The sequence below is a fragment of the Neptuniibacter sp. genome (assembly GCF_024231755.1).
Lineage (GTDB): Bacteria > Pseudomonadota > Gammaproteobacteria > Pseudomonadales > Balneatricaceae > Neptuniibacter.
In genome coordinates this window covers 1-24,192 of sequence record NZ_JAAEQH010000269.1, presented here as the reverse complement: position 1 = coordinate 24,192, position 24,192 = coordinate 1, and the positions used below count along the sequence as shown (strand labels likewise).

Below are 24,192 nucleotides of genomic sequence, written 5' to 3'. Positions count from 1 at the left end.
TCTACTCCGGTCGGATGGGCCAAACAACATCTTCAATATCAGTGATTTGGCTGAATGTTTGCGGAAGGTTTCTCAACTCTTGGCGGTAATCTTTCCACGCCTGGTTGCTTGCGATTGGTGCGTCAGGGAGCTGGCTAAAGTCGCTCTCTTTAAGTCGTGCGTTTCGCAAATGCCGTAGTTTTGACAGCGCCTTTTGGTTCAATTCATTTGCTGGAACCGTGCGCTTTACAATCTGCCCGTCTATCACTTGATGGGTCTCAGGCATGCCCTCGCCCTGCATGATTGACTCACCTGGCATCAAAGCCTTTTGGTTAAGCGCACACTTAGTACTGCCATGACCGGTTATTTCACCGGTAGCTGTTAGGTAGGTGACGTATTTCATTATTTTGGAAGTATCGAGATAAATAGTGTGCAGGTAGCAGAGATATTTGCGCTATCTCCACGCCACTCAAATGTATAGTTTTTCAATCCTGCGGTAACTTCTTCGTCTAGGTGAATACCTGTTGCTTGGTCTGTCTCAAGCACCATATAGTCAGGTCGGGAATCTATTGCGTTTCCGTCTCGCTTTAGCTGGTAAGACCACCAGCCTGTGCCGCCCTGGTAGCCTTGCTCGATCTCCCACCAAACAGCAACAGCGCAACCATTTGCAAGATCAGGCACGTTTATTGTGACTGAAGCACCTACCTCAAACGTCCCGTTCCCTGTTAGTTTGGCGCCGACATTGTATTCAGCTGCTGACAGGGTGCCATCTGCTATTAATGCATCCAGGTTGCCAGGAGTAAGCTGCGTTGTTGCTGCGCCCAGTCGGCCTATGCTGATCCATTCGATATCGAAGTCATCACCAACGTCTGCCCCTAATCTAAGCTCTATCGCCTCGATGGTGCTATCAGCCCAATCTGTGCCACCCTCAGTCAATGAGGACATATCCCATTCAAGAATTACCCATTGATCTACAATGGTGGTGTCTGGGATGGTTTCGACATAGTTAACCGGATCGAAGCTGTGCCCAGATGTTTTATAGGTAATGGAACCGACCCAGCCAGCACCAGCAGTTCTTCTAACTTTTGCTCTGATAAGAGGTGCAGAAGCACCTGACAGATTAAAGTTGTGGGACTGCCAATATGGGGTAAGCCCAGTTGCAGTTAACGCTATAAAGTTTGGGTTTAATGCTTCAGTCAGATTGGTTTCGGTGAAACCATGGTCAGCATTATCAAAGGTCCAGCCAATCATTGATTGAAATTGGCCTTGTATTACTACCTGCGAGACTTGCGCTGTCTGTACAGTGATAGTGTCGCTGATTGCTCTGGAGTAGAACCCCGAATAGCTTACCGCCTGAACAGTGATCGTATGCTCACCCGAAATCACGCCCGTGATACGTGCGTTGATTACCCCTGTATCTGGCTCAACTGTGTGAATCGCCGGAGGCACTCCGTTCGGGGTATCAATAATCACATAGTTACTAACTGAGTTGTCATCTGCTGCAGTGAAGCTTGCATCGATATAGGCAACCGTTGTTCCATCATCCAGAGTTGTTATGCCTGTTGATAAGGTAAGACCTGAAGGGGATTCAATTTCTACCGGATCTGCAGTTATAACGGGATTCGGTATTATCTGCTCGGGTGCTGGGTCGTAGGTATAGATGCTCTCGTTATATTCGATCAGTTGAAGAGCTACGGTACCTTCATCGTTGAGAGTGTAGTTTTCCACCTGAAATGGTTTCGCGCTCCAGCCTGGAGTTGGATGCGTCAGCGTGACCACATCAGCTGGTGCAACGTCCATTAATTCAGCAGTACAGGTCAGGCTTACTTTAACAGCGTCTCTGGATCTTAGTGCAAAGATCCTCGCCATATCCTTGGCTTGATAGATATCAGTTGTCATATTCAGATCAACTTCATCTACCAAGAGTTCCCCATCAGCGTCTTGCCAAACCTGACTTAGCTCAGCCTCTGTATATAAACCACCAGCTGGATTAGCAATAGATGTCGGGTTGTCAGATGCAGGGTCGGGCCATACGGCGCTATTGGTCTGGTAATCTGTTGCTTCGTCCGGAAAAGTAACGCTGATCTGATTGAATTTATCTTCTTTCTTAGGCCCTACAATCCGAATGCCACCCACTATATGGTCTGGCGTGATATCGAACTGATTAGCGCTAGCTTGATCGACAAACAGACTGTAACTGCCATTTATGTATGGGATGTATCCACGGCAGTTTAGAAGAAACTCACCAATGTTATCGAATATCTTTTCATTGGTATCAACCACAGCATTGCACTTAAATAACTGGTGATTGCTTGGTCCGCCTGAGTAAGGGGTAACTTTGAACGAGTCTAGGTCTGTTGCTGTTTGAGCGATAGCAACATCATCGACAACATCACCGGCTAAGCCTTTGCCATAGCGTTCCGCTGTCATGTAATCACGTAAGCACAGCGCGTAATTATCTGACCATTCCCATGAATGAACATTGGTTTGGCGATGGTTCGATACGCCTAGCGAGGCGTCATAGGCAGCATTAGTGCTATCTTTGCGAGGGTCATAAACCCTTTTGCCATGCACTAATGCGGTTATATTTGGCACGCCCTGAAACGGGTTTTTTGCTGGGTCATAGTGCCATTCCAACCGCAAACATATAGCGGCTAAACCTGACAGCGTGAAGTTGTCGATCTGTTCCTGAGTAGCAACCTCGATCCATGCCCAGTCCTTTTCTGGCGCCTCAGTGCGCATGCTCTCTTTGATGATGTTAATGCCATTAGAGGTTATCGCCTGGCTATCATTTCCCACGAATGTTTCATGATAAACATGCCGGTCACCTTCACCATAGTAGTTGGTCCAGCGGTTGTTCTGGATGACGTTGTTGTCATCATCTGTATATGGAATGTTGTCAATCTCTATGTTTGAGATCTTCTCAACCATCCCTTCGGCCAGCACTATCGCCATGTATAGATATTTGTGCCTTTTATCCCCCGAAGTTGTCATATATACACGAGTACCGCCTACTCTTCGCTTACCATATATGACAGGGATAGCAGCATTTGTAGACTCGTCGGTAATCAGTACACCTGCTGCGGCCTCTGATGCTTCTTTGGCTTTTTTTTGAGCCTTCTTCGCCTCGGTATAAGAGTAATAAGCTGTCGCGCCGACAATAAGTGCAGCTACCCACCAAGCCATTATTTACGACCCCATTTCATATCTTTAATTGATGACGCAGCCCAGTCCATACTGCTATCTTTTGGAAAGTAACGCTTTTGTGAAGCAGCATTGGTTCGACGGCAATTCACTTTTTCGAAATCAGACCAGTGCGAAGCGACTTCAAATGTTATTTCGCTGCTGTTTTTAGATTCGGCTAACTCGTAGCCTTTGATATAACCCTCAAAGATTGACCAAGGCGAGCCGATTGGTGTGTCAGAGGCGCTAAGCACAGTTTTATAGATCGATACCTTAACGTTGAGATAATTACTGTTAAGAGCCAGATTTAGGAAGGTTTGATCTACAGCTGATAGCACTAGATTAAAGGTGCCTATCTGCAGTTTAGATGACTCGTTAACACTGTCATAAGAGATAAGCACATCAGAGGGTATAAAGGTCTCTGGCTGGCCTGTCAGATTAATAGACAGGGTTTTCCCGTAATCGGTAAAGGCTGCAACCGCTCCGAAATCCAGCTTAAAAAGCGTCGCGATTCGTACAGAATCATTATTAAGCAGGTGATCTTTAACGGCCGGAGATATTCCATGGGGCATTTATAGCTTCTCCACAATATCAACCTCGTAAACTATCAGGTCGCCTGCCGATTGGTCATACTCCTGCACATCATTACTCAGCTTTGCCGTGACATTGATGCACCCGCTGCCCGTTGTAAAATCTATCGGGTCTGCTGATAAAGGGTCAGGCACGTTTATTGTGAATTCACCCAACGTCCCCTCCTGCGCATCAATAAAAGCGTAGATCGGCGCAAATTGCTCACGGGTTAACGGTGGATAAACCAGAGTCCAGGCCCTGCGCGAAGCTCCCAAAGATCGCGTCTGAATGCGTCCATTAATAGATTCAGATGACAAATTGAAGTGCTTCTTGCTTGGCTTAGCTTTTGCGAATGCTGGTGTTGTAGGGAATTGCCCTGCCATTACATCAACCTCTTGCCACTGTTAGCCATTGCTTGAGAAACCAAAGAAACGATAGTGCCCCGCCGTTCTGTTAGCAGGCGGTCAAAGTCCTTTGTGTCGTTAGCATTAATGTTTAAATTCACGGTTACAGGCGCTGACGATTCAACATTCTGCCCCTTGGTATGATCTGTAACTGTTTCGTTAGGGTGCATGATTGCGTAGAAGCCGCCTTTACCATCTACGCCACCAGCACGAGAACCGAAACCAGTAAAACCTCCACCATCAAAGGACGCCAAGGCCAAGCCCTGAGACAGTGCAGTAGTTGTTGTTAGCGCCGCACCGGCCGGCGCTGCGTTTGCGCCAAAAGAAGCAAGGGATGCAAAAGCTGCGGCAGGCGCCCAAGCTGCAGCAGTCATACTTGCCTGTGTCATTGTCGCAGCAGTAGCTGCTGCACCCATGGTTTTGCTTATGATCTGGTTGGTGATCCATTGAGCAGCCATCTGCCCAAGTGCGTTTATCACGTTACCGGTAATAGCTTTAGCAACATCCTTAAACGCACTACCAATATCCTTGGCATCCATCACAATGGATTCTATTGCGTTACCAAAGGAGCTTTGGAATGTGTTAGCGGCATTCATGGCAACATCATCCAATGTCATCATCGTTGCGCTGTAGTCCTCAGCCCATTCTTCGAGCTTTGTTTTGCTTGCGTCGTAATGTTCGTTTTGAATACGTTTACGCTCTTCTGCCATCCAGGCATCTAGCGATAACAAAGCCTGCGCGGCCTGAGCTTCATCAATCACTTTTTGATTGATAAGTTCTTTGCCTTCATCGTATGTTTGCTGGGCCTTTCGAATTTGTTCGTTATAGGCAAAGTCCGCCATTAGAACTTGTTTTTCATACGCAGAACTAGCTAGTGCCAATTGCGTATGAAGCTCGTTTGCTGCTTTATTTGTCGCCGTTTCAGCTTCAAGATTTTTGAAGAAATTACTGAATGTGCCGCGAGCACCAGCATCCTCTAGCTTCACCACTTCACCAGTGATGGTTTGTAACGCAGTACCGGTATTAAGCAGAGCTTTAACCGTTTCAGGGTCTATGTTTCCACTAAACTCAAAGTTGCCTTCACCACCCATTGCGGCTTGAATATCTTGACGAAGCGCGTCTAGCTCAGTCTTAACTTTGTCGGCATTAAACAAAGACGGTGCAGTAGCTAGGTTATCCAGTGATTTCTGAATCTCTCCTCGTCTGGCCTTCATGGCCTTTTCTATCTCTTCAGGAAGAGAATCAGCGAAATTAACGCCGAATTTTTTGGCCCAAACAGATGGCGTTAGCAAAGTTGCCATATAAGCAACTTTCTCAATCACTTTGATGACAGCAAACTCTATAGCCAGAAAGCCGGCCTTTATGTTGTTTAGCGCCTTAGACCAGTTGGCAATGCCCTGGATAATATATGAGATGCCATTTATAGTGCCTGTGGCGAGCTGTTTAGCAACGTCTCGAACATCGCCCATTTGCCCCATCCACCTCTGGATGTATTTACCCAGCACTGTAAATGCGGGAGCAAGCTCTGCTGTTAGCTGATTCCAAAACCCTTTAACTGACGCATACAGTTCGCCAACTGTGCTAGCGAAAGCTGCAGAAGCCGCAACTTGCGAGCTTGTCAGCACGTTGCCGGTTCTTTCGGCTTCTTCACCAAATTGCTTGAGCGCTGCCGCGTTGTTGTCCAACAGAGGTAAGAGGAGAGAAGCATCACTAGCCAGCGACTCCATAAAAAAGATCTGCTGGCCTTTGGTTAGCCCCTGCATGGCGGTGCCAATGCGCTCAATCGCCTTATCAGGTGACAGACCAATAAAATCCTTAGTATTGAGATTTAACGACTCAAATATATCAGCCGCCGCCCCGCCACCAGTTGTAACAAAGTCATTGATTTTATCGCTCACATCCTTAAAGATGTCGGCGACTTTGTCACCCTGTACACCAACCTGATCCCCAGCATACTGCCAACGCTGGAGAGCCTCTACATTGACGCCAATTGCATCAGCCATGCTGCCCATTAATTGGACATCTCTGGCTTTTACTGACATTGCTGCAACAAAGGCTGTAGCCACGCCAACACCTGCTAGCGCAGCAGTCCCTATTGCCTTGATTGCATCAACAATGGGCGCAAATACCTTAGCTACTTTGCGAGCGGTCTTTTTAAGATCCAATGCCCAGCGCGACACGGCCGAGCGAGTCTTTTTAAGACTGGATACCAGCTTTGCAGAATTAGCGCTAAGCGATACCTGTAAAGACGCAATTGTTGCCATTAGTCTTGTTTACCCATTGCTATGCGGAAAGCCTGCGATCGTTCTTGGGTGGTCATTGCACGGGAAACTTCTAGCTCTTCCTGTTTTCTGACTTGTTCAACCCATTCAGTACTGCAGGTCATGTCGTATGCCATGTATTCAGCTATCTCAGCTGTATCAAGGCGCTTAAGCATTTCATTAGTTGGAATGTGCAACCGTAAGGAGAGGCCTACGCAGTATCTCCTATAAGGTCGCTTTAGGAGTTTTTTGCTAGTTCTTCAACATCATCATCAGTTACGTGATTGAGGCGTTGAGACACAGCAAACACACGACTTAGAGCTGCAGCTGATTTTTTACCCAGCTTCTGGATATCCGAATCAGAGAAAATAAGCTCTCCTTTTTCATCAACCAACGAAGCCGCAACAAATTTGGCGCGAACATTTACCATATTGCTGCCGCCTTGAGATCCAACGATTGATGCTTCAAGCCTGTCACGAGCAAAGCCCGACATAGCCGCAACAATTACTTCTCCACCCCATTCAGGGACAGGAACTGTTTCAGTTTTATTATCTTCAGCTGAAAGAATCTGATCGCGTGTAAGAAGAGCCATGAATACCTCGATATGCGGCCCAGAGGCCGCTATTTATTAAGACCAGACAACAGCACCTGAAACTTTCAGGGTCGCTGTGCCATTAACCACGTCATCAACACCACCAGAGGTAGAGATCGATTTAACGTAGGCGTTGAAAGTTGCGACGTCGCCATCTGGTAGTGTGATTACCACTTCACGAATAGCCTTTGCTGCTTTAGCTGCTTCCATTGCCGCCTGCCCTGCATCATTCGGGTCACGCTTCAACTCAATAGTGCAATCGCCAAAGTCCTGTAGACCTGGACGGTATTCTTTAGCTGTTGAGGCTAGAGTCGTTGCATCAATATCAGTTGCCTGACCATCACCGAATGAATAGTTAACAGCGCCGCCAACATCCACCGCAGTAGTGCCATTGTTAAAGGTAATAGTTGTACCTTGAGCGTCTAAGATCGCCATTTGTGTTTCCTCCACGGGAAAATAGCGCTTCACAGCGCGGGGTTAAGGTGCCCTTACTGGGTGTCATCTCGACATGCCGGGCATAAAAAACCCCGCGTTTGCGAGGCTAATAAAAGAGTTGTAATTAAATATTCAAAGAAGCGCTAACTTCCATTAGCTGAAACTGTCGGAGCCGGTCCCCCGAGGTAGTTACTTCGTCAAAATTCAAAACGATTGCTGTAATACAAAGCCCGGTTTCTTTATTAAAGGCAGTTACCTTATCTCGAATAAGCAGGCCTATTTCACGTTCTAAATCTTCAAGGGCTTTTGGGAGTTCTCTTGTATCCATAGTTTTACCTGAAAACTGAGTAATCAATAGCAAGCCTAAAAAGGTACTTATCAGGCTCATGGAGAGGAATAGTTGCCGTGTGCACATAATCAGACATAGCTGTAAGCACTGCCGCCTCGAGGCTTTTAAGTTCCGTGTAATCACCTGACCAAACACTGATGGAGTAACGAGCTTTAGAATTACCGGTATTACCATTAAGCGTAGTAATGGGAATATCTGAAACCGTTCCAAATGTTATGGCTGGCAGCGCGTACTTCTCTGGCAGAAAGTTATTGTAGACCTGAGCCACTCCAGTTATGCCAGGAGCATCTTTAAGCAATGTGAATAGCTGCTGTTCTGTCATTTGCCTGCTCTCTTTATGGCTCGCGCTATTGCTTTAGATAGCTCTGTCCTGAAAATACCAAGAACTACCGCCGCATTTTTATCTAAAGCAGGCCGAAGAAACGGCTGAGCCGGTATATTCCTAACGCCGTACTCTTGAGCCATTACTTTATGATGCTGCTTGCTGATCTTGCGCTTTGATCCATCTTGGTTCTTAACGCTGCGTTTAAATGAACCAACGGATGCTGTCACTACCGTATCACCGCTTTTGCCTCTTCGGGTCCGGATGGAAAGCGAGTCCTTCATGTCTCCAGTGTCGACCCTGGCATTTGCTTTTGCATCATCCAATACCGGGGCCATTGACTTTCTGGCAGCGAACCGAAGGGACTTAAAGCCCACTTCTCCACCTAGGTCAACTAGTTGCTCCTCTAGCCTATCCAGGCCCTGAATATTGAAATCAAGTTCCATTAATCAACCAGTCCGCACGTAATGATTAGGTCTCTACGGCGCCCATCAGGGTCAATAGGATGCCCCTTAATCTGATACTGGTCGCTCCCATGGATAACCCACATATCAGGTTCTATATCTGTTCGGTAGCGAACTCTGAAAGACACCGTTGAATTATTAGCTACATGCTCACTTGCCCATTTCTCTTTTCCTGAAATGTGCTTTTTAGCGGCCCACAGCGTGGCGACATCTGCACCGGGACCAGATTTGATCGAGCCGTATTGATCTTGGGCACCACTGGCCTGCTTTACTGTAATTCTGGTATTGAGTCGCCCAGCTCTCATGATTAGCGCCTTTAGATAACAGGAATTCGATAAGGGTTGAGTAAGCTGCTTACAGAGAACTCCATTTCAGATGTTACCTGACCCATGCTTACTGACTCTCTGTTCTCGAACCAATGCCCCACCAGCATGCGAATACATTGTTTAATCGCTTCTGGGACATCAGCAGCATCACCATAGCCACATGTAAAACTGACGGTTACTGGCTGCGGGTGATTAACTTTTGTAGATGGCCACCACTCATATGGGGAGATCTTGCCTACTGGTGAAGCAACATCGACAAAGTAATCAGCTGCATCTAGCGCTTGCTGATCGCTTGATAGATCCAAATACTCTACAGACTCAACAGATAGCAAGTTTGGTGTTAACTCCAGCTTTGAAGAGAACGGCCCAACATACTGTTTTTCCTGAGTAATGAGCGGCCTACCTGTGTACTGTTCACAGTATTCAGTAGCTGCCTTAATCATGCTTTCAATCAGCGAGTCTTCTTCAGTAATGTCGTCATCTACACGACACTGAAGGCGAGCTTCTGCCAGCGTGATTGGCTCTTCTGCAGGAGGTGTTGCTTGGATAATTGGCATTTACAAATCCTCAAATCTCACCGAAAGGCACTCTTTGAATGCCTTTGAGTGAAAGCGCTTATTGGCCGTTTGTCGGTTTCTTGGCTGGAGCCTTTTTAGCTGGGGCTTTTTTGGCCGGCGCTTTTGGCTCTGGCTCTTCAGGAGCATCGATTAACTCAGCCACTTCAAGCTGATCAATTGCAACCTCGGCACAGCGGTCAGACACTTCGTGCTCACCTACTTCGTAGGTATTCACAGCATTGCCATCATCAGAATGCTTAAATTGCTTATTAACTTTGATAAAAGGCATGGGACTACCCTCAAATAAAAAGGCCCCGAAGGGCCTTTATTAATCTTTCCAACTTAAGCGAATTAAACGCTCAGAGTCAGAACCTTAACTGCATTGGAGTCAGTCAGCATGCCGCCTACACGTTTCGTAGTGTAGAAGCCTACATTAGGCTTGTTGGTGTACGGATCACGCAGTACTCGAGTACCCATACGGTCAACGATAGTGTAAGCACGGTTGAAGTTACCGAACATTACAGAGTTAGCGTCTGCTGCTACGTCTGCCATATCTTCGTTCTCCGCAATGCCGTAACCCAGCAGCGCAGATGCTTCGCCTGCTTGAAGCCCAGGAGCCCACAGGTAGTTACCCTGACCGTCTTTAAAGGTACGAATCTTGTGCAACACGTTACCGTTAAACATCCACTGAGCACCTGTGCGGTAACCCTTCTTCAGTTTGTAGATAACAGATAGCAAGTCATCACCATCGAAGTCACCAGCTGTGCCCGAATGGATTTTCTGTAGCGTTCCAAAAGCACGGGCCGCATCATCAGTTGTAGCCAGTGTATTCGCCAAGATCCCTTTCGGCTTATTCGTACCATTACCATTCAGGAATGCCAGGCTTTCTTGCTCTGCAAATTCGCGGGCAACTTCACCAGACAGCCATCCCTCAGCATCGAAGAACATATCATCCAGCGATGTCTGAGTAGCCTGTGGGTTAGCGTAAATCTCACCCATAGTCGCTACGATCTGAGTCAAAGTTGGTGTATCAGTTTCTGGTCGTGCTGATGTTTCACCTACCCAGCCAGAACCTGCTCCGCCCAAATTAACTAGTCGCTTATAATCCGATGTTCCAATCGTGATTACATTGCACACCTGACGCATTGGGGACATATCGCGCTCAAGCTCGATAATATTACGATCAAGCTCTTCTGGTACTGCGTAACCACCATCAGCATCAGTACCAACATTAAGCGCTTTCATTTCCAGATCACGCAAGCCGTCTTCTGTACCTTTGCGAACAAACGAACCAAATGCGGTTTTGTGCTCAGTAACATGTTTATTACTGTCGGAACCACCACCCGGACGCTTCAGATTGGCAAGCTCATCTTCCAGACCTTTTTTGTAGGCCTCCAGTTCGTCCAGCTTGCCGTTTAAAGTATCGACCTGGCCTGCCAGCTTGCCTTTTTCAGACTCCAGAGCATCAACTCGCTTATCGTTCTTTTCCTGGAACGCGGTGAACTGACCTTTCAGCTCATCAGCAACTTCCTGAATATCTTTTAATTCAACACCCATGATTATTCTCCTGCGAATACATTGGATAGGGATTTAAGGGAATTCAGTGCTTGTTCTGTTTCAGCATCTCGCGGACTCAGTGCACCGTAGCCTTTCGCCATAAAGGCTTTGGCTTGAGATCGGGACAACCCAACATCTCGCAGGGTTCGTTCCATTTCGCTTGGGCGAGGTGTTTCACCTTGCTCCAAAGCATTTTTAACATCAGATATGCGAGCCTCGTCATTAGCAGGAAATGTCACAAGAGACACTTCCCAGAGATCGATATCTTTTAGAATGAAAGCGTCTTTCTCGCTGTCATATTCATAATCGTTAAGCACGTACCCGATAGACAAGCCGCCCAAAGAACCCACTTTCATATGTGCGTGTGCTCGTTTAGCAAGTGGATCGTCGTCAATGAGTAAACGGCCTTTAACGTAGAGGCCATTTTCGTCCTCTTTCATCTCGGTATAGATACCGATTGGCTCACTAATCTTGTGCTGCCATAACAGAGCCGGTAACCGTTCTTTCTCTTCCCATTCACTTAGTGATTTAGAGAAAGCGCCCTTAATGACAATATCGGAATAGCTATCTTTAACGCCAAAGACAGAGCCATAGCCTTCAAACTCGCCCGCATCATTAACGCTCTTAATTTTTAGCGGTACATCAAGCCTTTTTTTTAGCATCGCCATTTGCCTCTGGTTTTGCAGTCATATTGAGAGGAGTTAGGTAAATATCACCGCCATCACGCGGGTCCATTTCTTCAAGCTTTCGGCAGTCATTGGGGCTTAATATTCCCCAGTTGATGGCCTGCCCGTATGATTCATAACGGGATTTCAGATCACCACGCAATAACGCACCAGCGTTGAATTTTGAGTAGTACTTGCCTTGGTCTTCAGCTCGCAGCAGACCTACATTCACTCGGTTTTCTATGCGCGTTAGGTAAGGGACAAGTGAGTAATTAACAAAGGAAAGGCCCAAGTGCTCAATGTTGCTGAACGTAGCCTTCTCCAAGTTTGCCACCAAATGAGGAGGCACCCTGTAAATTGCACAGATTTCGTCGCGCTGAAACTTGCGGGTTTCAAGAAACTGGCTGTCCTCAAGATTTAGGGATACAGGTTTCCAATCCAGCCCCATTTCCAGAATCATAGGCTTATGAGCATTAGTTAAGCCTTCGTGATTTTCTTCGAACTGGGTTTTAAGTCGGTCAAATGCCGGGTCTGACAGCTGCTGATCAGTTCGCAGTACGCCAGAGGTAACCGCTCCGTTCTTAAACAGGCGAGAACCATGCTCTTCAGTGGCAAGCCCTAAGCTCACCGCCTCTCTGGCGTAAGCTATTGGATTTAGTCCATTGAGCCCGTCTAGGGTTAAAGTGCGAACATGCCATATCTGATCCTGTGTAAGATCTTCTTTGGCGCCGTTCTTCCAGGTAACTTCATAAACAGGCTGGTGATCCACCAGCTTTGGCTTAACGGAGGCAGGATCAATAGGTAAAAGCTCTTTTACTTCACCGAAAACCTTTACCTTGTATGCGTAGAAATTACCACGAAGGCAAAGGCACGCTACAAGCAACTCCCAAAATTCTTGCGCCGTCATATAGTTGTTTGGTGCAACTGAAAGCAGCGGATAAAGCTTGTGACTAGTGGCAGCCTTTTTGCTATCTCCGTCAAGCTCATAGAGCTTGCAAGGCAACATACCAACAGACTCTGAAAGTACACGCACACAGCCAAACACAGTGGTTAGTTGCATTGCTTTTTGGCTGGTAACCGCTCTACCTGTGTACGTGTCGTATCCGTACCCTACAGCCTGGGCAATTTTTTCAGGTGTATCGAGCACTTCCGGGCTTTTTCTCCAGAAGGCCAGTTTTCCTAAATTCATTAAAGTGTCCTGATGCCGTGGGTTTCCAGATGGTCTGAAAGCGTGTCTTCACGGCCTTCACTCAGCATTGAGCGCCCTATTGCCATAATGAGCGCTACAGCCCCATCTATTTTGTTGTCGCCTACTTCTTTAACAGGCCTTACAACATCGTCATTGCCGGGTAGGTGTTTTCCTACCGTGTTTGAAATACACCAGGTCATGATTGGGTTTCCATCATGATGGAAGCGCCCGTTATTAATCGCTGCTTCCAGCTCTTTCATTGGGTCGCTGAGATTGGTGTAGTTCTGAGTAATCGTTATTGGGCTTAACCCTTCATCAGCTAGATTGTGTGAAAGGTTTGTTGCGCCATGTGGGTCTATTGGCGTCTCTACTACTGGCGATGTTTCAGTAATATCCTGAACAGATGCCAGGATTTCACGATAATCGATCTCAGCCCCATCTGTTGGGATCATGACTTGTTGGTTAACCCAAGCCTGATAGCGTTCTGAGAGTCGCTTATTATCGTTATCAAAAACGGTGTCTTCTGGAATCCAGAAGTAAGGAGATACACAGTAGTAATGAACCCTGCCGTCTATTTCACGCTTGAATAGCGGAACACCAGAGTTCATATCCAACTTACGGGCCAAGTCGAGCCCGAAAATACATTCCTCTCCCTGGAACTGATCAAGCGATAAGCTTTTGTCTTCGCATTCCTTCCACTTTTCCATATTGAAAAAAGCGGTTTTGGATTGAACCCAGAGGTTAAGATGCTTGGTTTTGAATGTATTTACATGTCGAGGGTTTTTAATCGCCCTCTGTTGCTGGCCTAAAAGGTAATCCTCATAGACCGAAACGCCCATGTTTGGATTTGCTTTCCGTAGCGCCTCTGGCGTTGTCCAGTCATCACCTTCATCAATGGTGTAAATGATGCCAAACAGCTCATCATCAGGCGTAATGCCTTCGAGCATTTCTATGCACCGCTGGCGGTGCTCATAGCACGGGCCAGCAATATCAAAGCCCGCAGTTGTGATGGCCCAGAGCAAAGGCTGCTCACGTGCGCCCATGCCGGTTATCATGGTGTCGTACAGAGAATTATCTCTGTGCTCGTGGTACTCATCCACGATAACGCCATGAGGTGAACTACCGTCGCCTGGGTCACCAATAACCGGTTCAAAACGGGCATCATCTGTCGGTCTATTTAGGTTCTTGGCGTTAACCTCAATTCCAAAATACGAGGTCAGGTCAGGTGTCCTTAAACACATCTGCCTAGCAGGTCGAAAAACCTCCCAAGCTTGCTTCTCAGTGGTGGCGCCAGAATATACTTCAGCGCCTGCCTCATCATCAGCAGCAAACAAGAACAAGCCTGCACCAGCTGCTATGGCTGACTTGCCGTTCTTACGAGCTATTTCAGAGTAGGCTTCGCGAAATCTACGAAGGCCTGTTTTCTTTACCTTCCAACCAAAAACACAGCAAAACTGGAATAACTGCCAAGGCTCCAGCACAAGCTTTAAGCGCTGTTGGGCCCATTTGCCTTTGGTATGCGGTAGAAGCTGAACAAACTTACAGGCTCGTTCAGCCTCATCTTTATCGAACTTAAATTTGAAGTTCTTTTTCTTTGATTCTTTAAGGTCAGCCAGATGACGCTTACAAGCAAGAATCACATATCTGCAAGCAGGGATTCGGCCTGCTACCACATCACGCGCGTATTTATTAGCAGCGTTGACGTTTGGGTAACTTGCCATTTACTAGAATCCATGGAATTCATTACCTCCGCCGCTGCCATCTGGGTTAATAAACCGCCCTCTTGAGGCAGGATCTAACCCAAGCAAAGCTCCAAAGGTCGCCATCTGGCGTGCCGCTTCATTCTTTGCAGTGAGGGCTGGATTTTTCACATAGCCACCTTGAGATCCCATTACTGTTAGGCCTTCTTTGGCGACTTCGATATCAGCTTCTCGGAAAACACCATATGCAGAACAGAACACTTCAAGGTTATGGATATCGGTTCCGGAAAGAATCTTGTGCTCACACAAAACCGGACAAACCCTTAACCACATTTCCTCAGCTAGGCCAGTGATCCATTCGGGCGGATCTATATTGGTAATCTTCTCGAACTCAATGGCCTGGTTGTTCGCATGCTTGCTGCCCGAAAGAAGCTTTTGCTCATTCGGTTTTGGCTTACGTCCTCTGGCCATAACTCGCTCTGGTGAATTTTTTAATTTTGTCCGTGTAAAAATTTGACTGAGGTGGCGGTGTCCGGGCTCGAAAGTTGTAGAGATTTGACCCGCCCCTCCCCATCAGGAGTTTCTGGCTCGCGCTCTCTGGCTTTCCTGCTGGGTCTTTCTGTCGTTACACTTGCGGCAGATCATCTGAAGGTTGTCGTCTGTTGTGCGACCTCCCTCGGCTTCTGGGATGATGTGGTCACAGATAGTACCCGGAACCATCAGGCCAGCTTTCAAACAGATCTGGCATAGTCCTTTATCCCTTTCTTTGATTCGTTCTCTGATTCTTCGCCAAGGTCTGCCGCCTCGACCTCTGCCAGCTCGTCCACTCGACCAAGCTTTAGCTTTATGTGCGTGCGCTTCACAGTAGCCGTGACGCTCTGTTGTTGTGCCAGCGCAGCCACGAACTCTGCAGGCTCTTGGTATTGAGGCAGGCATTAATATCTAAACTCTGGTGGCAGTTGTCGATTGTTACGCTCTGACTGATAAGCCTCTTCGCAGTGGTAACCGCGCCAGTAGAACCGACCATAGTCAGCCTGCCAGAAGAACAGCACGTTAATCAGATGCATGAATATGCCGTACCACTTGCCGTCCCTGTGTGCTCGGTAGCACATGCTAGAGATAGTCTCATCAGCCCAGAAGATAGTTTGCGAGAATGGGTAAGCAATCAGGCCGATCAAGGCATTAAGCAATTGATCGAGAGCAATCAATACTTGAAGGAGCTGCTTAAGATAACCCACTGCTGAAGACCTTAGATATAGAGAAATATAGAGGTTCCGCCGTGTTTCCTCTCGCCCCGTGGTTATCTGGTAGAGCCAGGGTCACCGGCGCTATCAGACCACTCTTTGATCTTTTGCTTGTCGTTATTGCTGGTGGCTAACGCAGCCTCACAATCAGCGACATAATCACCCCACGTACCATCTAGTCTAGGCAGGGGAGCAGGTACAAGCCATGCGTCAGGGACTGGCTCTCGCTCCACCACGGTCTTCACCACGGTAGTTCCGCACCCAGTTAGCAGCAGAATCATCAAAATCAGAACCAGCACAAACAGATGCTTTCTGTAACTGCCTGCGTAAGTCATCACTGTTTCTCTGTAGGGTTTGATTTTCGATACGGGTCTGAGCAAGCATCTTATTAGTAACTGCCTGCTTAGCTTTGTGTTTACTCTGTTCAGCCACCATATCGATTACAGATTGCTCTAACTGCTCATTCTCGGACTGAAGCTGCCCATTGCGGCTGACCTGTTGATATAACAGCGCCATAGTTACGGCCAGCATTAGAATCATGATTGCTACTGATCGCATGACTGCTTAGCCAGTATCTGGATCTCTTGACGCTTGTAGTACCAGTTCACAGCGAACGTAGCTACACCAATAAAGACACCAATTGCGCCATAATTGGCATTAAGGAACTGCAAAGCATCACCGGCCACCAAGCCAGTTGAAACAGTATAAGAAGCGCCAGACGCTACTTTTGCAGCCAAGGCGGAAGGATGGTCAATATTCACAGCCTTCCCTCTTACTTGATGCCAGATAAACATAGGCTTCGCTCCGACTCGCGTCGATTAACCAGCCCTGGTAGCTTTACCCCTTTCGCGTATACCCAGCGAGGGAGTTCATTACAGGCACCTGCCCGGTCGCCATCATTTAGCTTTCTGAGCAATGTGCTTTTGTTGAAGTTGGCCATACCTACGTTATAGGCAAACGATGTATATGCGGCCTGCTCCTGTTTGGATAGAGGCACTACAACCGAGTTATTAACCTGAAGTCCGAATCCTACGACTTCATCTGTAAGTAGCGTCTCACACTCTTCCATAGTTGCGGTGTCACCCATCTTTACATCATGGGTATAACCAAAGCAGATAGTAGGGATGCCAACAGGATCTTCATAAGCAGTGGTTCGCACACCCTCAAACCCTGCTACAGCAGTTAAGGCTATAGCCAGCCATGTTTTGGGGCGCTTAATCACTTCTCATACTCCAGAAACTAAAAAGCCCCGCTGATTAGCGAGGCTCAATAAAAAGGGAGAGCGCTTTTAGGCAACTCTCCCAACTTACAAATCAGGGTAGTCTTTTTGTGTAGAAAAATCTACACATTACTGAATATTTTTACAGGCTGTATAAATAAACAGCTACGAATGGTCGATTTTCTCAAAAGCTTCGTGCGCAGAGATAATTACCGCCACAAACCGGTCTGTGAGCGGGCCTATCTTATCTGCTGCTTCTTGATAAACCTTCTCTCCATTGCGAAATGCACCAAGAGCAAGAGATGAATCAATCAATACCTCTGAATTAATAGAAAGCCTTACATTCACGGATTCTCGCATGGCCCTATCAATTTCCTTCTGAAGCTCTTCAAAATGCGGATAAACCCTAATTAGTTTGCGCATAGCCAGGTCTAACTCATGATGCCTAGAATAGTATTCACTGATCTCAGTGGCGGGGTCAGATATATTGAGCCGCACCACCGGCCTAAAGTGCTCTTCTATTATGCCGCCTGTCGGAGCCAAACAAGACCTAGGGAAACTCTGAGCCATTGACATTGATCCCGCTTGAAGAGTGTTCCACTTATCTTTATAGGCGCTCAAATACCCTATTACAATCACCTCTAGTTCTTCGGCTCTCTGGGTCTTTAACAGAAGATATTGCCGTTTCGCAACCAGAAAGCTCAAGGCAGCAGAAACCGCAGCCGCTACCGCTGCAAAAAGCAATAAAATATCGTCTAGCCCAAAATCACTTAAAAAACCTTGATTTGTACTCAGAACACCTGCTGCTAAACAAAACCCAATCAGCGCGGAAACAATCATTGCCGTAATAGTGTCAAAATCCAACTTCATTAGAATTCCATCCTTGATTATTTGCCGCCGATTATATTACCAATTAAGCAGCCGCCACTAGCACCGAACTCATCTGATTAAGCTCTATCAGATCCTTTATAAACTTCTCAGCAGCGCATAGATTTGTATGAAAGCTCTTGCGCGAAATGCCCACCAGCTCAGCCAGTCTTTCCATACCATGGCGCTCACTGCCGTCTATCTGCGGATCAGGGCGGTTTCTCAGCAGAACAAAAGCAAACAGCACGTCATGGTTCCGCCCGCTCTTGTCCTTCAGTAGCTCCATAGCTTTACATGACCAAACTGTTTTAGGGTCGTTCGGCTGATCAAACATCATACTTAGCTGGTGGATCATAGAGCCATTGCTATTCCCGCCACCATTTGAACAAGGGAGATCCCCGAGATAATCAACCATCTGCCCCATCATATGTTCTGCTCGCCAGCCAATATCTTGATTAAGCTGTTTAACCATCTCTACAGAGATATACCGGTCTACAACATTAATCACGTCAGCACTGATTCGATCTTTGCACATGGTTAATCCATCCTGAATTTGCCACCAGCAATAGTGGGCATATTTTCTGGGTATCGTTGATTGGGATCTGTTTCAGCCTGTCGCTTAAGCTGCTCTTTGAGGCATCTAACTTCAGACTTAAGGTGCGATATCGTTTTAGCCATAGCTGGAATCAAGAGGTCTTCAGGCACCGGCTCACCTGTATGAGCATTAACAACACCACTGCCATTGCAGTTAGCGCATTGCATTTCATGGTATAGCCCCTTAATAACCCCGCTCTTGCAGTCATCAATATCGCAAGGCTTAAGCTTGGGTAGATTTAGCTTAAGAGCCGGTCCGGATGATTTAGCCACCAGCAACCCCTATGGTCTGAGGCATTGCTAAATACTGATCAACCTCATCTCGGATAGCATCAAACCCTTTGCAGAGAACAGCTCTATAACCCTGCGCATTAAGCCTGCTAAGCCATTCCTTTTGGGTTTTCTGAACGCCTGAGTTATGTGGCGGTGTTGCTTTGAGTTCGATATACAGGCCTAGATACCCACCACGAGCAACAGCTATACAAACATCAGGGACGCCAGCCTTAACTCCTTGAGCCTTTAGCCTGGCGCCTTCTCTTGCTCCGCCCTTCCGAGAACCGCCATTCGGCACGTGGTAAGCCATATCGAAAACATCTGGATGACGTACACGCAGCCAGTTAAAGAAAGCTGCCTGCTCGTTTCCTTCTCTATCTATTGCCATTTATTCGCCCTCTTGCGTGCATATAAGACCAGATGGCCTACTAACCCAGTGTTATTTACTCAGTCGCACCGGTATCGTATTTTGTACAAACAACAACCCTAAACACCGTTGGATCATTTTCGCGGGAATATTGCTGCACAGCTTTCATCTCACTAAACGGAAGCTCGCTGCATTTTCGATCCAACTGGTATTTACATTTAATACACATACTTCCTTTCGGGTGATGAATTGTTGCGCCCACATTTCTCTCCTGATAAATAACAATGCAATTAAAACCGAACCTCGTTGGACTCGGTCGTCTTATCGCTGGGTTATATTTCTCTTGCCCAGCTTTCAGCATCTTTCTTTCTGCAATCACCGCAGACCTGATAAACCGGGCCGCACATGCCTTCTTCCATATCTCTGTATGGCTGGGTATCGTTTGCTAGCTTTCCACACCAGTTACAGGCGGATTCTGTTGTAGTGCTTACCTGTTGATCCTTTTGGTAACAAGATTCGCAGAGGTCGATATATTCAGCCCCGAAGGAATCTGTCTCACCTTGAATTCTGCGGGCTGCTGGCGCTCCGCAATCATCGCAAGCAATGCCTGCAGGCAATTTGTGATGACTGCCCGGTAGTGATCTTGTTGGGCCTGATACGTGTGCCATTCTGTACCTCGAAATATAACAATTCGCACCATCGTGACCGATGGCACATGTGCTCTGGGTTAAAACAAACTCGTTAGTGCACAACCCAGAAACCCAATCGGCACCAATACCAGAGCGCCCCAAAACACCACTGAGAATATTTTACAAGGCAGTTTTACTTGGCTCATCTCTACACCTCAAACCGAACAATAGTCACTTCATCAAAATCAGAGATCCGGCGTCCATAACATTCCTGAAGCTCTTTTCTCAGGCACTCAACGGAAGCAAATCCATCATTAACAGCATCCTGCATTGTCAGCTTATTGAAACGGGTGTATCTGATATCAGTGATAATCGGCGACTCTTCGCAATTAGCTTTCTCTACAGTGAAATCAACACCGCCTAGCCGGTACTCCTTTCGCCCTAGCCTGATTGTGGTCCGCTTACCTGTAGCAATCTTTTCGTAGTTCGCTGGAGTAAAATCAATAACTGTCTTTACAGCGCCTTCCATTGGATAACCTCTTAAGCACTTATTGTCAGGCCCCATATCAAAGGGGCAATTACAGTTAGGGTAGATACAGGTTTCAGTAGTCAAACCACTAATTCCATGCCCTTATAGGGAACCTAGAACGGTATATCATCGTCAAAATCATCAAACCCCTGTGCTGGTGGCGGAGTCTGCTGTGTCTGATCAGGATGATTAACCCCTTCCGGGTAGCCGCTTGGTCTTGTTCTTGGTGCTGGCTGAGCCTGCTGCTGCGGTGCTGGAGCTTGTTGCTGTCTTGGCGCTTGCTGTGGCTGCTGATTATTTGAATCGCCACGACCTCCTAGCATTTGCATCTGTCCATTCATATCTACAACCACCTCAGTGGTGTATCGATCATTACCGCTTTGGTCCTGCCATTTGCGAGTACGAAGAGCGCCTTCAATGTAAACCTGTGAGCCCTTACGTAGATATTCCCCAACCACTTCAGCCAAGCGACCAAAGAAGACAACACGGTGCCATTCAGTTCGCTCCTGTGGCTGGCCCGTCTCTTTATCTTTCCAGCTATCAGAAGTGGCAAGCGTGATATTCGTTACAGCATTACCGTTAGGCATATAACGAACTTCAGGGTCTCCACCCAGATTGCCAACCAGAATTACTTTGTTTACACCTCTAGCCATTACGCTGCACCCTCCTGCCCAGTAATTGGCAATAAATAAAAACGACCTATTCGCCCCACTGTTACAACGTGCGGTTCCTTAACCTCTATCCAATCATTCTTAAGATCATTCAGTGAGACTTTAGGTAATGGAGCCAAGGATTCCTTCTTGCGAATTTGGCCCCAGCGCCTAAGTGCGGCATAAACACCGCTTCTATCCAGCCCCAAAACCAAGGCAACCGAATCTGCCGAAAGGTCCTGGTTGTACAGCTGGATAATTTCCTCTTTCATGGACTCAAGATCCGCCTTTCTGCTAACAGTTAATCCGCGATTTACGGCGAACTGCCGAACAGTATCCCCATGGACACCAAGCTCCTTACCAAGCGATGAATAAGAGCGCCCGCGAAGAAGCTCAGCCGCAATGAATGATTTATGAGGCTCAAGAACGCTTGCCATCACGCCGCTCTCCAGTTACTTGTCATCATTCGAAGAGATAAATCACCTGCCAGCATCTCTTTGGTCAGGGTTTTCTCTTTCTGGCCCTGGTTAAAGTTTTCGCCCTTTTTGACTGAAGCAATCGCCTCATCAGCACTCACGCCATGCTTGTGCATATATTTAGCTCTCTGGAGGCCTAGGAGTGATGAGTCATGGTCACGATAAATATGGCTATCAAAGTCCCATTCGGATTCAGGCGTGTTATGTAGGTACTCCGCCATCCGCTGAACAGCTTTTTTGTGATCTTCGCTAATCTCTGCGCGAGTCATTCCTTTCTTACTCATAGGTCTCTCCTCACCAATCCGTATTTCGAACATCCATTACAGATGAGGTCACCGCTTGGCGCCCCGACTGCTTTTGGATCAGTTCGGTTTGTTTCTTAGCTAGCACCCGCTGGACCTGATTGATCAGCTTGTGCTCCCAGCTACCCTGACTGTTGATATCTCCACGGCCTTCCCAGAAGCTCCGGAACTCTGCCAAGATTGCTTGCTGCTCATCGTCTGTCAGTTGATCAATGCAAACCTGTTGTGATTTACAGCGCTCAAAGAAGGTGTCCCGAGGCAACCACTCGAAATGCATCTGGAAACGATCTTGTTTTGCTTTCAGTTGCGCAGCGCTTTGCAGATTTACATCAGTTTTGAAAACAGAGTGTTCGTGGGTGTCGGCTGTCGTGCTTTCGGTCTTACTGGGATAATTAACCCCTACACCATCACCGTCTCTGTTAATTCTCTGTTTATTCTCTGTAAACATCTGGTCAATTTGACTAGTTCTGATCTGGTCAGATTGACTAGCTCTGATCTGGTCATTTTGACTAGATGGGTTATTCAAATTGACTGATTCCATTTGGTCAGATTGACCAGATGCGCTTTCACTGGTCTCGGCGGCGGATACCGGTTCGATCTGGTCATTTTGACTAGATGCTTTATTACTAGGCTCGGACGGCTTGACTGGTTCCATTTGGTCAGATTGACCAGATGCACAACTACGGCTGCCCAGTTCAAGAGCAGATACGGCTGAATAGTCGATGGAGTAGTATTTCTTCTGATCAAAGCTGTTGCCCCCAAAATGGCGAGACAGCTTTTCAACACGGATCAGATTCATTTTCTTTAGATTCTTCACTGCTCTGCGAAGAGTGCTATCAGACCAAAACTTGAACTCAACCATCCAATCCGCATCAGTACGATAAAACCATTTGTAACCATCGTACTCCTGCTGAGACTGAGCTACCCAGAAATGAATCTGCTGAAGTACCAAGGCTTCATTCAGGCCGATGGCTTCAGCGAGGGATGGTAGAACCACCAAGGGTGCTTCAGATATGAGGAGATTACTCATCAGCAAGGCCCTTTATTGTCTGTTTGGTCAATACCATTACTCTCTACCTGCGTTTAACCTATACTCTCTGCCTAGTGACAGGCCTCGTTAAGAGGCGTAGTTATCCGTTATCCCTACCCTTACGGGCCTGTCACAACCACCAGCTTTTACGCTTTGTGACTTGTCACACTTTTGCAATTACTTAGATTTGTGACGTGTCACGCATCGGCTTACATGCCAATGGCACGAGTCTTCATACCAGGGTTTAGGTGCTTCAGATAAGCAACAGCCGCTGCAGTGCGGTTATTAACCCCTATTCGCTTATAGATTCGGTCCATGTGATCGCGAACCCCTGCCTCAGAGATACCAAGATCACAACCGATCACATAAAAGCTTTTCCCCTGAACAATCCCTTCCAGAACTGTTTTTTGTCGTTCGGTCAGTTGATCAACCTTTTTGCTTGGCATTGCATTACCTTCAAGTTTGTGGCGCCCCTAGTAGGATAAGAACCTACAACCGCCGGTGTAGAAGACCGATGCTCTATCCAGTTGAGCTATAGAGGCCTAATGCTCTTTAACCGTGAGCAACGGGCGGGTTATCCATTTTTGCGAGTGGTAAGCAAACCCTGCTAAAAAGGCACTCAATAAACACACTCATGAATATGCTTATTGGGTGCGACTGCTTACGCCAGTCAATCGGCTTTACTGTGTGCTCAGTCACTTAGGAACCAGAACCACTGATCAGGAATTAGTGATTTTCCAACCCACTTCAAAAGAAGCGAAGCCGTTATCAGCAAAAGACCCAGAGCCGTCAGGCCATCGGTATTCACTCCAATCACCAGGCACACCATCGTTATCACTGAAGGCGAACAAAGTTGATCCAGATGTGGATTGGATAGCGCTACCAGCAACCACTGCTTCCAGTGGCGGCTGCATCGATTCGAATAAAGGAATGTCAGGTGCGGCACCCGCAGCCAGGCCGGAATTTACAAGCTCAAACTGAGCCAGAGAGGTATCAGCAAAAACCGGACTTGAGTCCAGATCAGCTATAGCAGGCATACAAAAAGCAGCAGCGAGCGCAGTTGCCATGCCTACCAGTACATTTCTTACTTTCATGTGCTTTCTCCTATACAGGTTAATAAACACAGATTGTTTTAGTGGGGCTAAACCCCGTCACCACCAAAGCCCCAATTAAGGGGCTTAAGTTTGCCTCCCATTTCGCCCACCAGCGGGAGGTATTCTGGCGTTCAAGGTCATCACCTTGGGCTACTGCTTATTCACTTGCCTGCGCTTTTACGTGTCCACGGCATAGCCGGTAGGAAGAGGACTTAACGGGTGCTGGGAGAGCCTTAGCCAAGGGAGTTGAAAACCCGACTAAAGCGCACCGCTAACAAAACAAGCATGGCGAACAGATAGCGCTGTACCGCTCTACTTATGGCCTTGCTTCTTTAAAGGCTCTCATTGAAAGCCCTTAAAAAAGC

Annotated in this window: 37 protein-coding genes and 1 tRNA gene; all 38 read right to left on the bottom strand. The window is 47.2% G+C overall.

What is annotated here, in order from left to right:
- Position 1: 1 nt before the first annotated feature.
- On the bottom strand, positions 2-382 hold the full coding sequence (locus tag GY843_RS15165) for a tail fiber assembly protein (protein ID WP_297310806.1): 381 nt from the start codon (positions 380-382) through the stop codon (positions 2-4).
- Positions 382-3,165, bottom strand: coding sequence for a phage tail protein (locus tag GY843_RS15160; protein WP_297310804.1), 2,784 nt, complete (start codon positions 3,163-3,165; stop codon positions 382-384). Before GY843_RS15160 ends, GY843_RS15165 begins: the two co-directional genes overlap by 1 nt.
- On the bottom strand, positions 3,165-3,734 hold the full coding sequence (locus GY843_RS15155; protein WP_297310801.1) for a hypothetical protein: 570 nt from the start codon (positions 3,732-3,734) through the stop codon (positions 3,165-3,167). The genes GY843_RS15160 and GY843_RS15155 overlap by 1 nt, the downstream gene beginning before the upstream one ends.
- On the bottom strand, positions 3,735-4,115 hold the full coding sequence (locus GY843_RS15150) for a hypothetical protein (protein WP_297310799.1): 381 nt from the start codon (positions 4,113-4,115) through the stop codon (positions 3,735-3,737).
- Positions 4,115-6,400 (bottom strand): hypothetical protein, encoded by a 2,286-nt coding sequence (locus tag GY843_RS15145; RefSeq protein ID WP_297310797.1) that lies wholly within the window; start codon positions 6,398-6,400, stop codon positions 4,115-4,117. The genes GY843_RS15150 and GY843_RS15145 overlap by 1 nt, the downstream gene beginning before the upstream one ends.
- Positions 6,400-6,573, bottom strand: a complete 174-nt coding sequence (locus GY843_RS15140; RefSeq protein WP_297310796.1) for a hypothetical protein — start codon at positions 6,571-6,573, stop codon at positions 6,400-6,402. Before GY843_RS15140 ends, GY843_RS15145 begins: the two co-directional genes overlap by 1 nt.
- Before the next feature lie 62 nt (positions 6,574-6,635).
- Positions 6,636-6,989, bottom strand: coding sequence for a hypothetical protein (locus tag GY843_RS15135; RefSeq protein ID WP_297310794.1), 354 nt, complete (start codon positions 6,987-6,989; stop codon positions 6,636-6,638).
- Positions 6,990-7,025: 36 nt separating this feature from the next.
- Entirely contained in the window at positions 7,026-7,424 is a 399-nt protein-coding gene (locus tag GY843_RS15130) for a phage tail tube protein (RefSeq protein ID WP_297310793.1), read from the bottom strand.
- A gap of 124 nt (positions 7,425-7,548) precedes the next feature.
- Positions 7,549-7,752 (bottom strand): hypothetical protein, encoded by a 204-nt coding sequence (locus GY843_RS15125; protein WP_297310791.1) that lies wholly within the window; start codon positions 7,750-7,752, stop codon positions 7,549-7,551.
- Positions 7,753-7,756: 4 nt separating this feature from the next.
- Positions 7,757-8,095 carry a DUF3168 domain-containing protein gene (locus GY843_RS15120; protein ID WP_297310789.1) on the bottom strand — a complete coding sequence of 113 codons (339 nt, stop codon included), beginning with the start codon at positions 8,093-8,095 and terminating at the stop codon, positions 7,757-7,759.
- The gene (locus tag GY843_RS15115) at positions 8,092-8,541 is read right to left on the bottom strand and encodes an HK97-gp10 family putative phage morphogenesis protein (protein ID WP_297310788.1); all 450 of its coding nucleotides are present in this window, start codon (positions 8,539-8,541) and stop codon (positions 8,092-8,094) included. Before GY843_RS15115 ends, GY843_RS15120 begins: the two co-directional genes overlap by 4 nt.
- A complete protein-coding gene (locus GY843_RS15110; RefSeq protein WP_297310786.1) occupies positions 8,541-8,864 on the bottom strand; it encodes a phage head closure protein in 324 nt (107 codons plus the stop codon). Before GY843_RS15110 ends, GY843_RS15115 begins: the two co-directional genes overlap by 1 nt.
- 11 nt (positions 8,865-8,875) lie before the next feature.
- Complete coding sequence (locus tag GY843_RS15105) at positions 8,876-9,442, bottom strand: head-tail connector protein (RefSeq protein ID WP_297310785.1); 567 nt, start codon at positions 9,440-9,442, stop codon at positions 8,876-8,878.
- 58 nt (positions 9,443-9,500) lie between these two features.
- On the bottom strand, positions 9,501-9,731 hold the full coding sequence (locus GY843_RS15100) for a hypothetical protein (protein WP_297310783.1): 231 nt from the start codon (positions 9,729-9,731) through the stop codon (positions 9,501-9,503).
- Positions 9,732-9,793: 62 nt separating this feature from the next.
- Positions 9,794-10,999, bottom strand: coding sequence for a phage major capsid protein (locus GY843_RS15095; protein ID WP_297310782.1), 1,206 nt, complete (start codon positions 10,997-10,999; stop codon positions 9,794-9,796).
- Between the two features lie 2 nt (positions 11,000-11,001).
- Positions 11,002-11,661 carry an HK97 family phage prohead protease gene (locus tag GY843_RS15090; RefSeq protein ID WP_297310780.1) on the bottom strand — a complete coding sequence of 220 codons (660 nt, stop codon included), beginning with the start codon at positions 11,659-11,661 and terminating at the stop codon, positions 11,002-11,004.
- Positions 11,642-12,853 (bottom strand): phage portal protein, encoded by a 1,212-nt coding sequence (locus GY843_RS15085; RefSeq protein ID WP_297310777.1) that lies wholly within the window; start codon positions 12,851-12,853, stop codon positions 11,642-11,644. The genes GY843_RS15090 and GY843_RS15085 overlap by 20 nt, the downstream gene beginning before the upstream one ends.
- Positions 12,853-14,574, bottom strand: coding sequence for a terminase large subunit (locus tag GY843_RS15080; RefSeq protein WP_297310776.1), 1,722 nt, complete (start codon positions 14,572-14,574; stop codon positions 12,853-12,855). Before GY843_RS15080 ends, GY843_RS15085 begins: the two co-directional genes overlap by 1 nt.
- A 3-nt stretch (positions 14,575-14,577) precedes the next feature.
- The gene (locus GY843_RS15075; protein ID WP_297310775.1) at positions 14,578-15,024 is read right to left on the bottom strand and encodes a phage terminase small subunit P27 family; all 447 of its coding nucleotides are present in this window, start codon (positions 15,022-15,024) and stop codon (positions 14,578-14,580) included.
- A 102-nt stretch (positions 15,025-15,126) separates the two neighbouring features.
- Positions 15,127-15,489, bottom strand: coding sequence for an HNH endonuclease signature motif containing protein (locus tag GY843_RS15070; protein ID WP_297310774.1), 363 nt, complete (start codon positions 15,487-15,489; stop codon positions 15,127-15,129).
- Positions 15,489-15,791, bottom strand: a complete 303-nt coding sequence (locus GY843_RS15065; RefSeq protein ID WP_297310773.1) for a hypothetical protein — start codon at positions 15,789-15,791, stop codon at positions 15,489-15,491. Before GY843_RS15065 ends, GY843_RS15070 begins: the two co-directional genes overlap by 1 nt.
- Positions 15,792-16,007: 216 nt before the next feature.
- Positions 16,008-16,355, bottom strand: coding sequence for a hypothetical protein (locus GY843_RS15060; protein WP_297310771.1), 348 nt, complete (start codon positions 16,353-16,355; stop codon positions 16,008-16,010).
- Entirely contained in the window at positions 16,343-16,558 is a 216-nt protein-coding gene (locus tag GY843_RS15055; protein ID WP_297310770.1) for a phage holin, read from the bottom strand. Before GY843_RS15055 ends, GY843_RS15060 begins: the two co-directional genes overlap by 13 nt.
- Positions 16,559-16,569: 11 nt before the next feature.
- Positions 16,570-17,019 carry a lysozyme gene (locus GY843_RS15050; RefSeq protein ID WP_297310769.1) on the bottom strand — a complete coding sequence of 150 codons (450 nt, stop codon included), beginning with the start codon at positions 17,017-17,019 and terminating at the stop codon, positions 16,570-16,572.
- Between the two features lie 162 nt (positions 17,020-17,181).
- Positions 17,182-17,886 carry a hypothetical protein gene (locus tag GY843_RS15045; protein ID WP_297310768.1) on the bottom strand — a complete coding sequence of 235 codons (705 nt, stop codon included), beginning with the start codon at positions 17,884-17,886 and terminating at the stop codon, positions 17,182-17,184.
- A 43-nt stretch (positions 17,887-17,929) separates the two neighbouring features.
- Positions 17,930-18,418, bottom strand: coding sequence for a hypothetical protein (locus GY843_RS15040; protein WP_297310767.1), 489 nt, complete (start codon positions 18,416-18,418; stop codon positions 17,930-17,932).
- A 2-nt stretch (positions 18,419-18,420) separates the two neighbouring features.
- Positions 18,421-18,750, bottom strand: coding sequence for a hypothetical protein (locus tag GY843_RS15035; RefSeq protein ID WP_297310765.1), 330 nt, complete (start codon positions 18,748-18,750; stop codon positions 18,421-18,423).
- Positions 18,743-19,138, bottom strand: a complete 396-nt coding sequence (locus GY843_RS15030) for a VRR-NUC domain-containing protein (RefSeq protein WP_297310764.1) — start codon at positions 19,136-19,138, stop codon at positions 18,743-18,745. The genes GY843_RS15035 and GY843_RS15030 overlap by 8 nt, the downstream gene beginning before the upstream one ends.
- Positions 19,139-19,193: 55 nt before the next feature.
- The gene (locus GY843_RS15025; RefSeq protein WP_297310762.1) at positions 19,194-19,379 is read right to left on the bottom strand and encodes a hypothetical protein; all 186 of its coding nucleotides are present in this window, start codon (positions 19,377-19,379) and stop codon (positions 19,194-19,196) included.
- Positions 19,380-19,449: 70 nt separating this feature from the next.
- On the bottom strand, positions 19,450-19,785 hold the full coding sequence (locus GY843_RS15020) for a hypothetical protein (protein ID WP_297310760.1): 336 nt from the start codon (positions 19,783-19,785) through the stop codon (positions 19,450-19,452).
- Between the two features lie 169 nt (positions 19,786-19,954).
- Entirely contained in the window at positions 19,955-20,359 is a 405-nt protein-coding gene (locus GY843_RS15015; RefSeq protein ID WP_297310759.1) for an ASCH domain-containing protein, read from the bottom strand.
- A gap of 29 nt (positions 20,360-20,388) precedes the next feature.
- Positions 20,389-20,928: a single-stranded DNA-binding protein gene (ssb, locus tag GY843_RS15010; RefSeq protein ID WP_297310757.1), complete on the bottom strand. Its 540-nt coding sequence runs from the start codon at positions 20,926-20,928 to the stop codon at positions 20,389-20,391.
- Positions 20,928-21,362, bottom strand: coding sequence for a helix-turn-helix domain-containing protein (locus tag GY843_RS15005; protein ID WP_297310756.1), 435 nt, complete (start codon positions 21,360-21,362; stop codon positions 20,928-20,930). The genes ssb and GY843_RS15005 overlap by 1 nt, the downstream gene beginning before the upstream one ends.
- The gene (locus GY843_RS15000; RefSeq protein WP_297310754.1) at positions 21,362-21,685 is read right to left on the bottom strand and encodes a hypothetical protein; all 324 of its coding nucleotides are present in this window, start codon (positions 21,683-21,685) and stop codon (positions 21,362-21,364) included. The genes GY843_RS15005 and GY843_RS15000 overlap by 1 nt, the downstream gene beginning before the upstream one ends.
- A 10-nt stretch (positions 21,686-21,695) precedes the next feature.
- Positions 21,696-22,733, bottom strand: a complete 1,038-nt coding sequence (locus tag GY843_RS14995; protein ID WP_297310753.1) for a DnaT-like ssDNA-binding domain-containing protein — start codon at positions 22,731-22,733, stop codon at positions 21,696-21,698.
- Between the two features lie 209 nt (positions 22,734-22,942).
- A complete protein-coding gene (locus tag GY843_RS14990; protein ID WP_297310752.1) occupies positions 22,943-23,179 on the bottom strand; it encodes a LuxR C-terminal-related transcriptional regulator in 237 nt (78 codons plus the stop codon).
- Positions 23,180-23,198: 19 nt separating this feature from the next.
- Positions 23,199-23,275 (bottom strand) — tRNA-Arg (locus tag GY843_RS14985).
- 177 nt (positions 23,276-23,452) lie between these two features.
- Positions 23,453-23,827, bottom strand: a complete 375-nt coding sequence (locus GY843_RS14980) for a hypothetical protein (protein WP_297310751.1) — start codon at positions 23,825-23,827, stop codon at positions 23,453-23,455.
- Between the last annotated feature and the right edge of the window lie 365 nt (positions 23,828-24,192).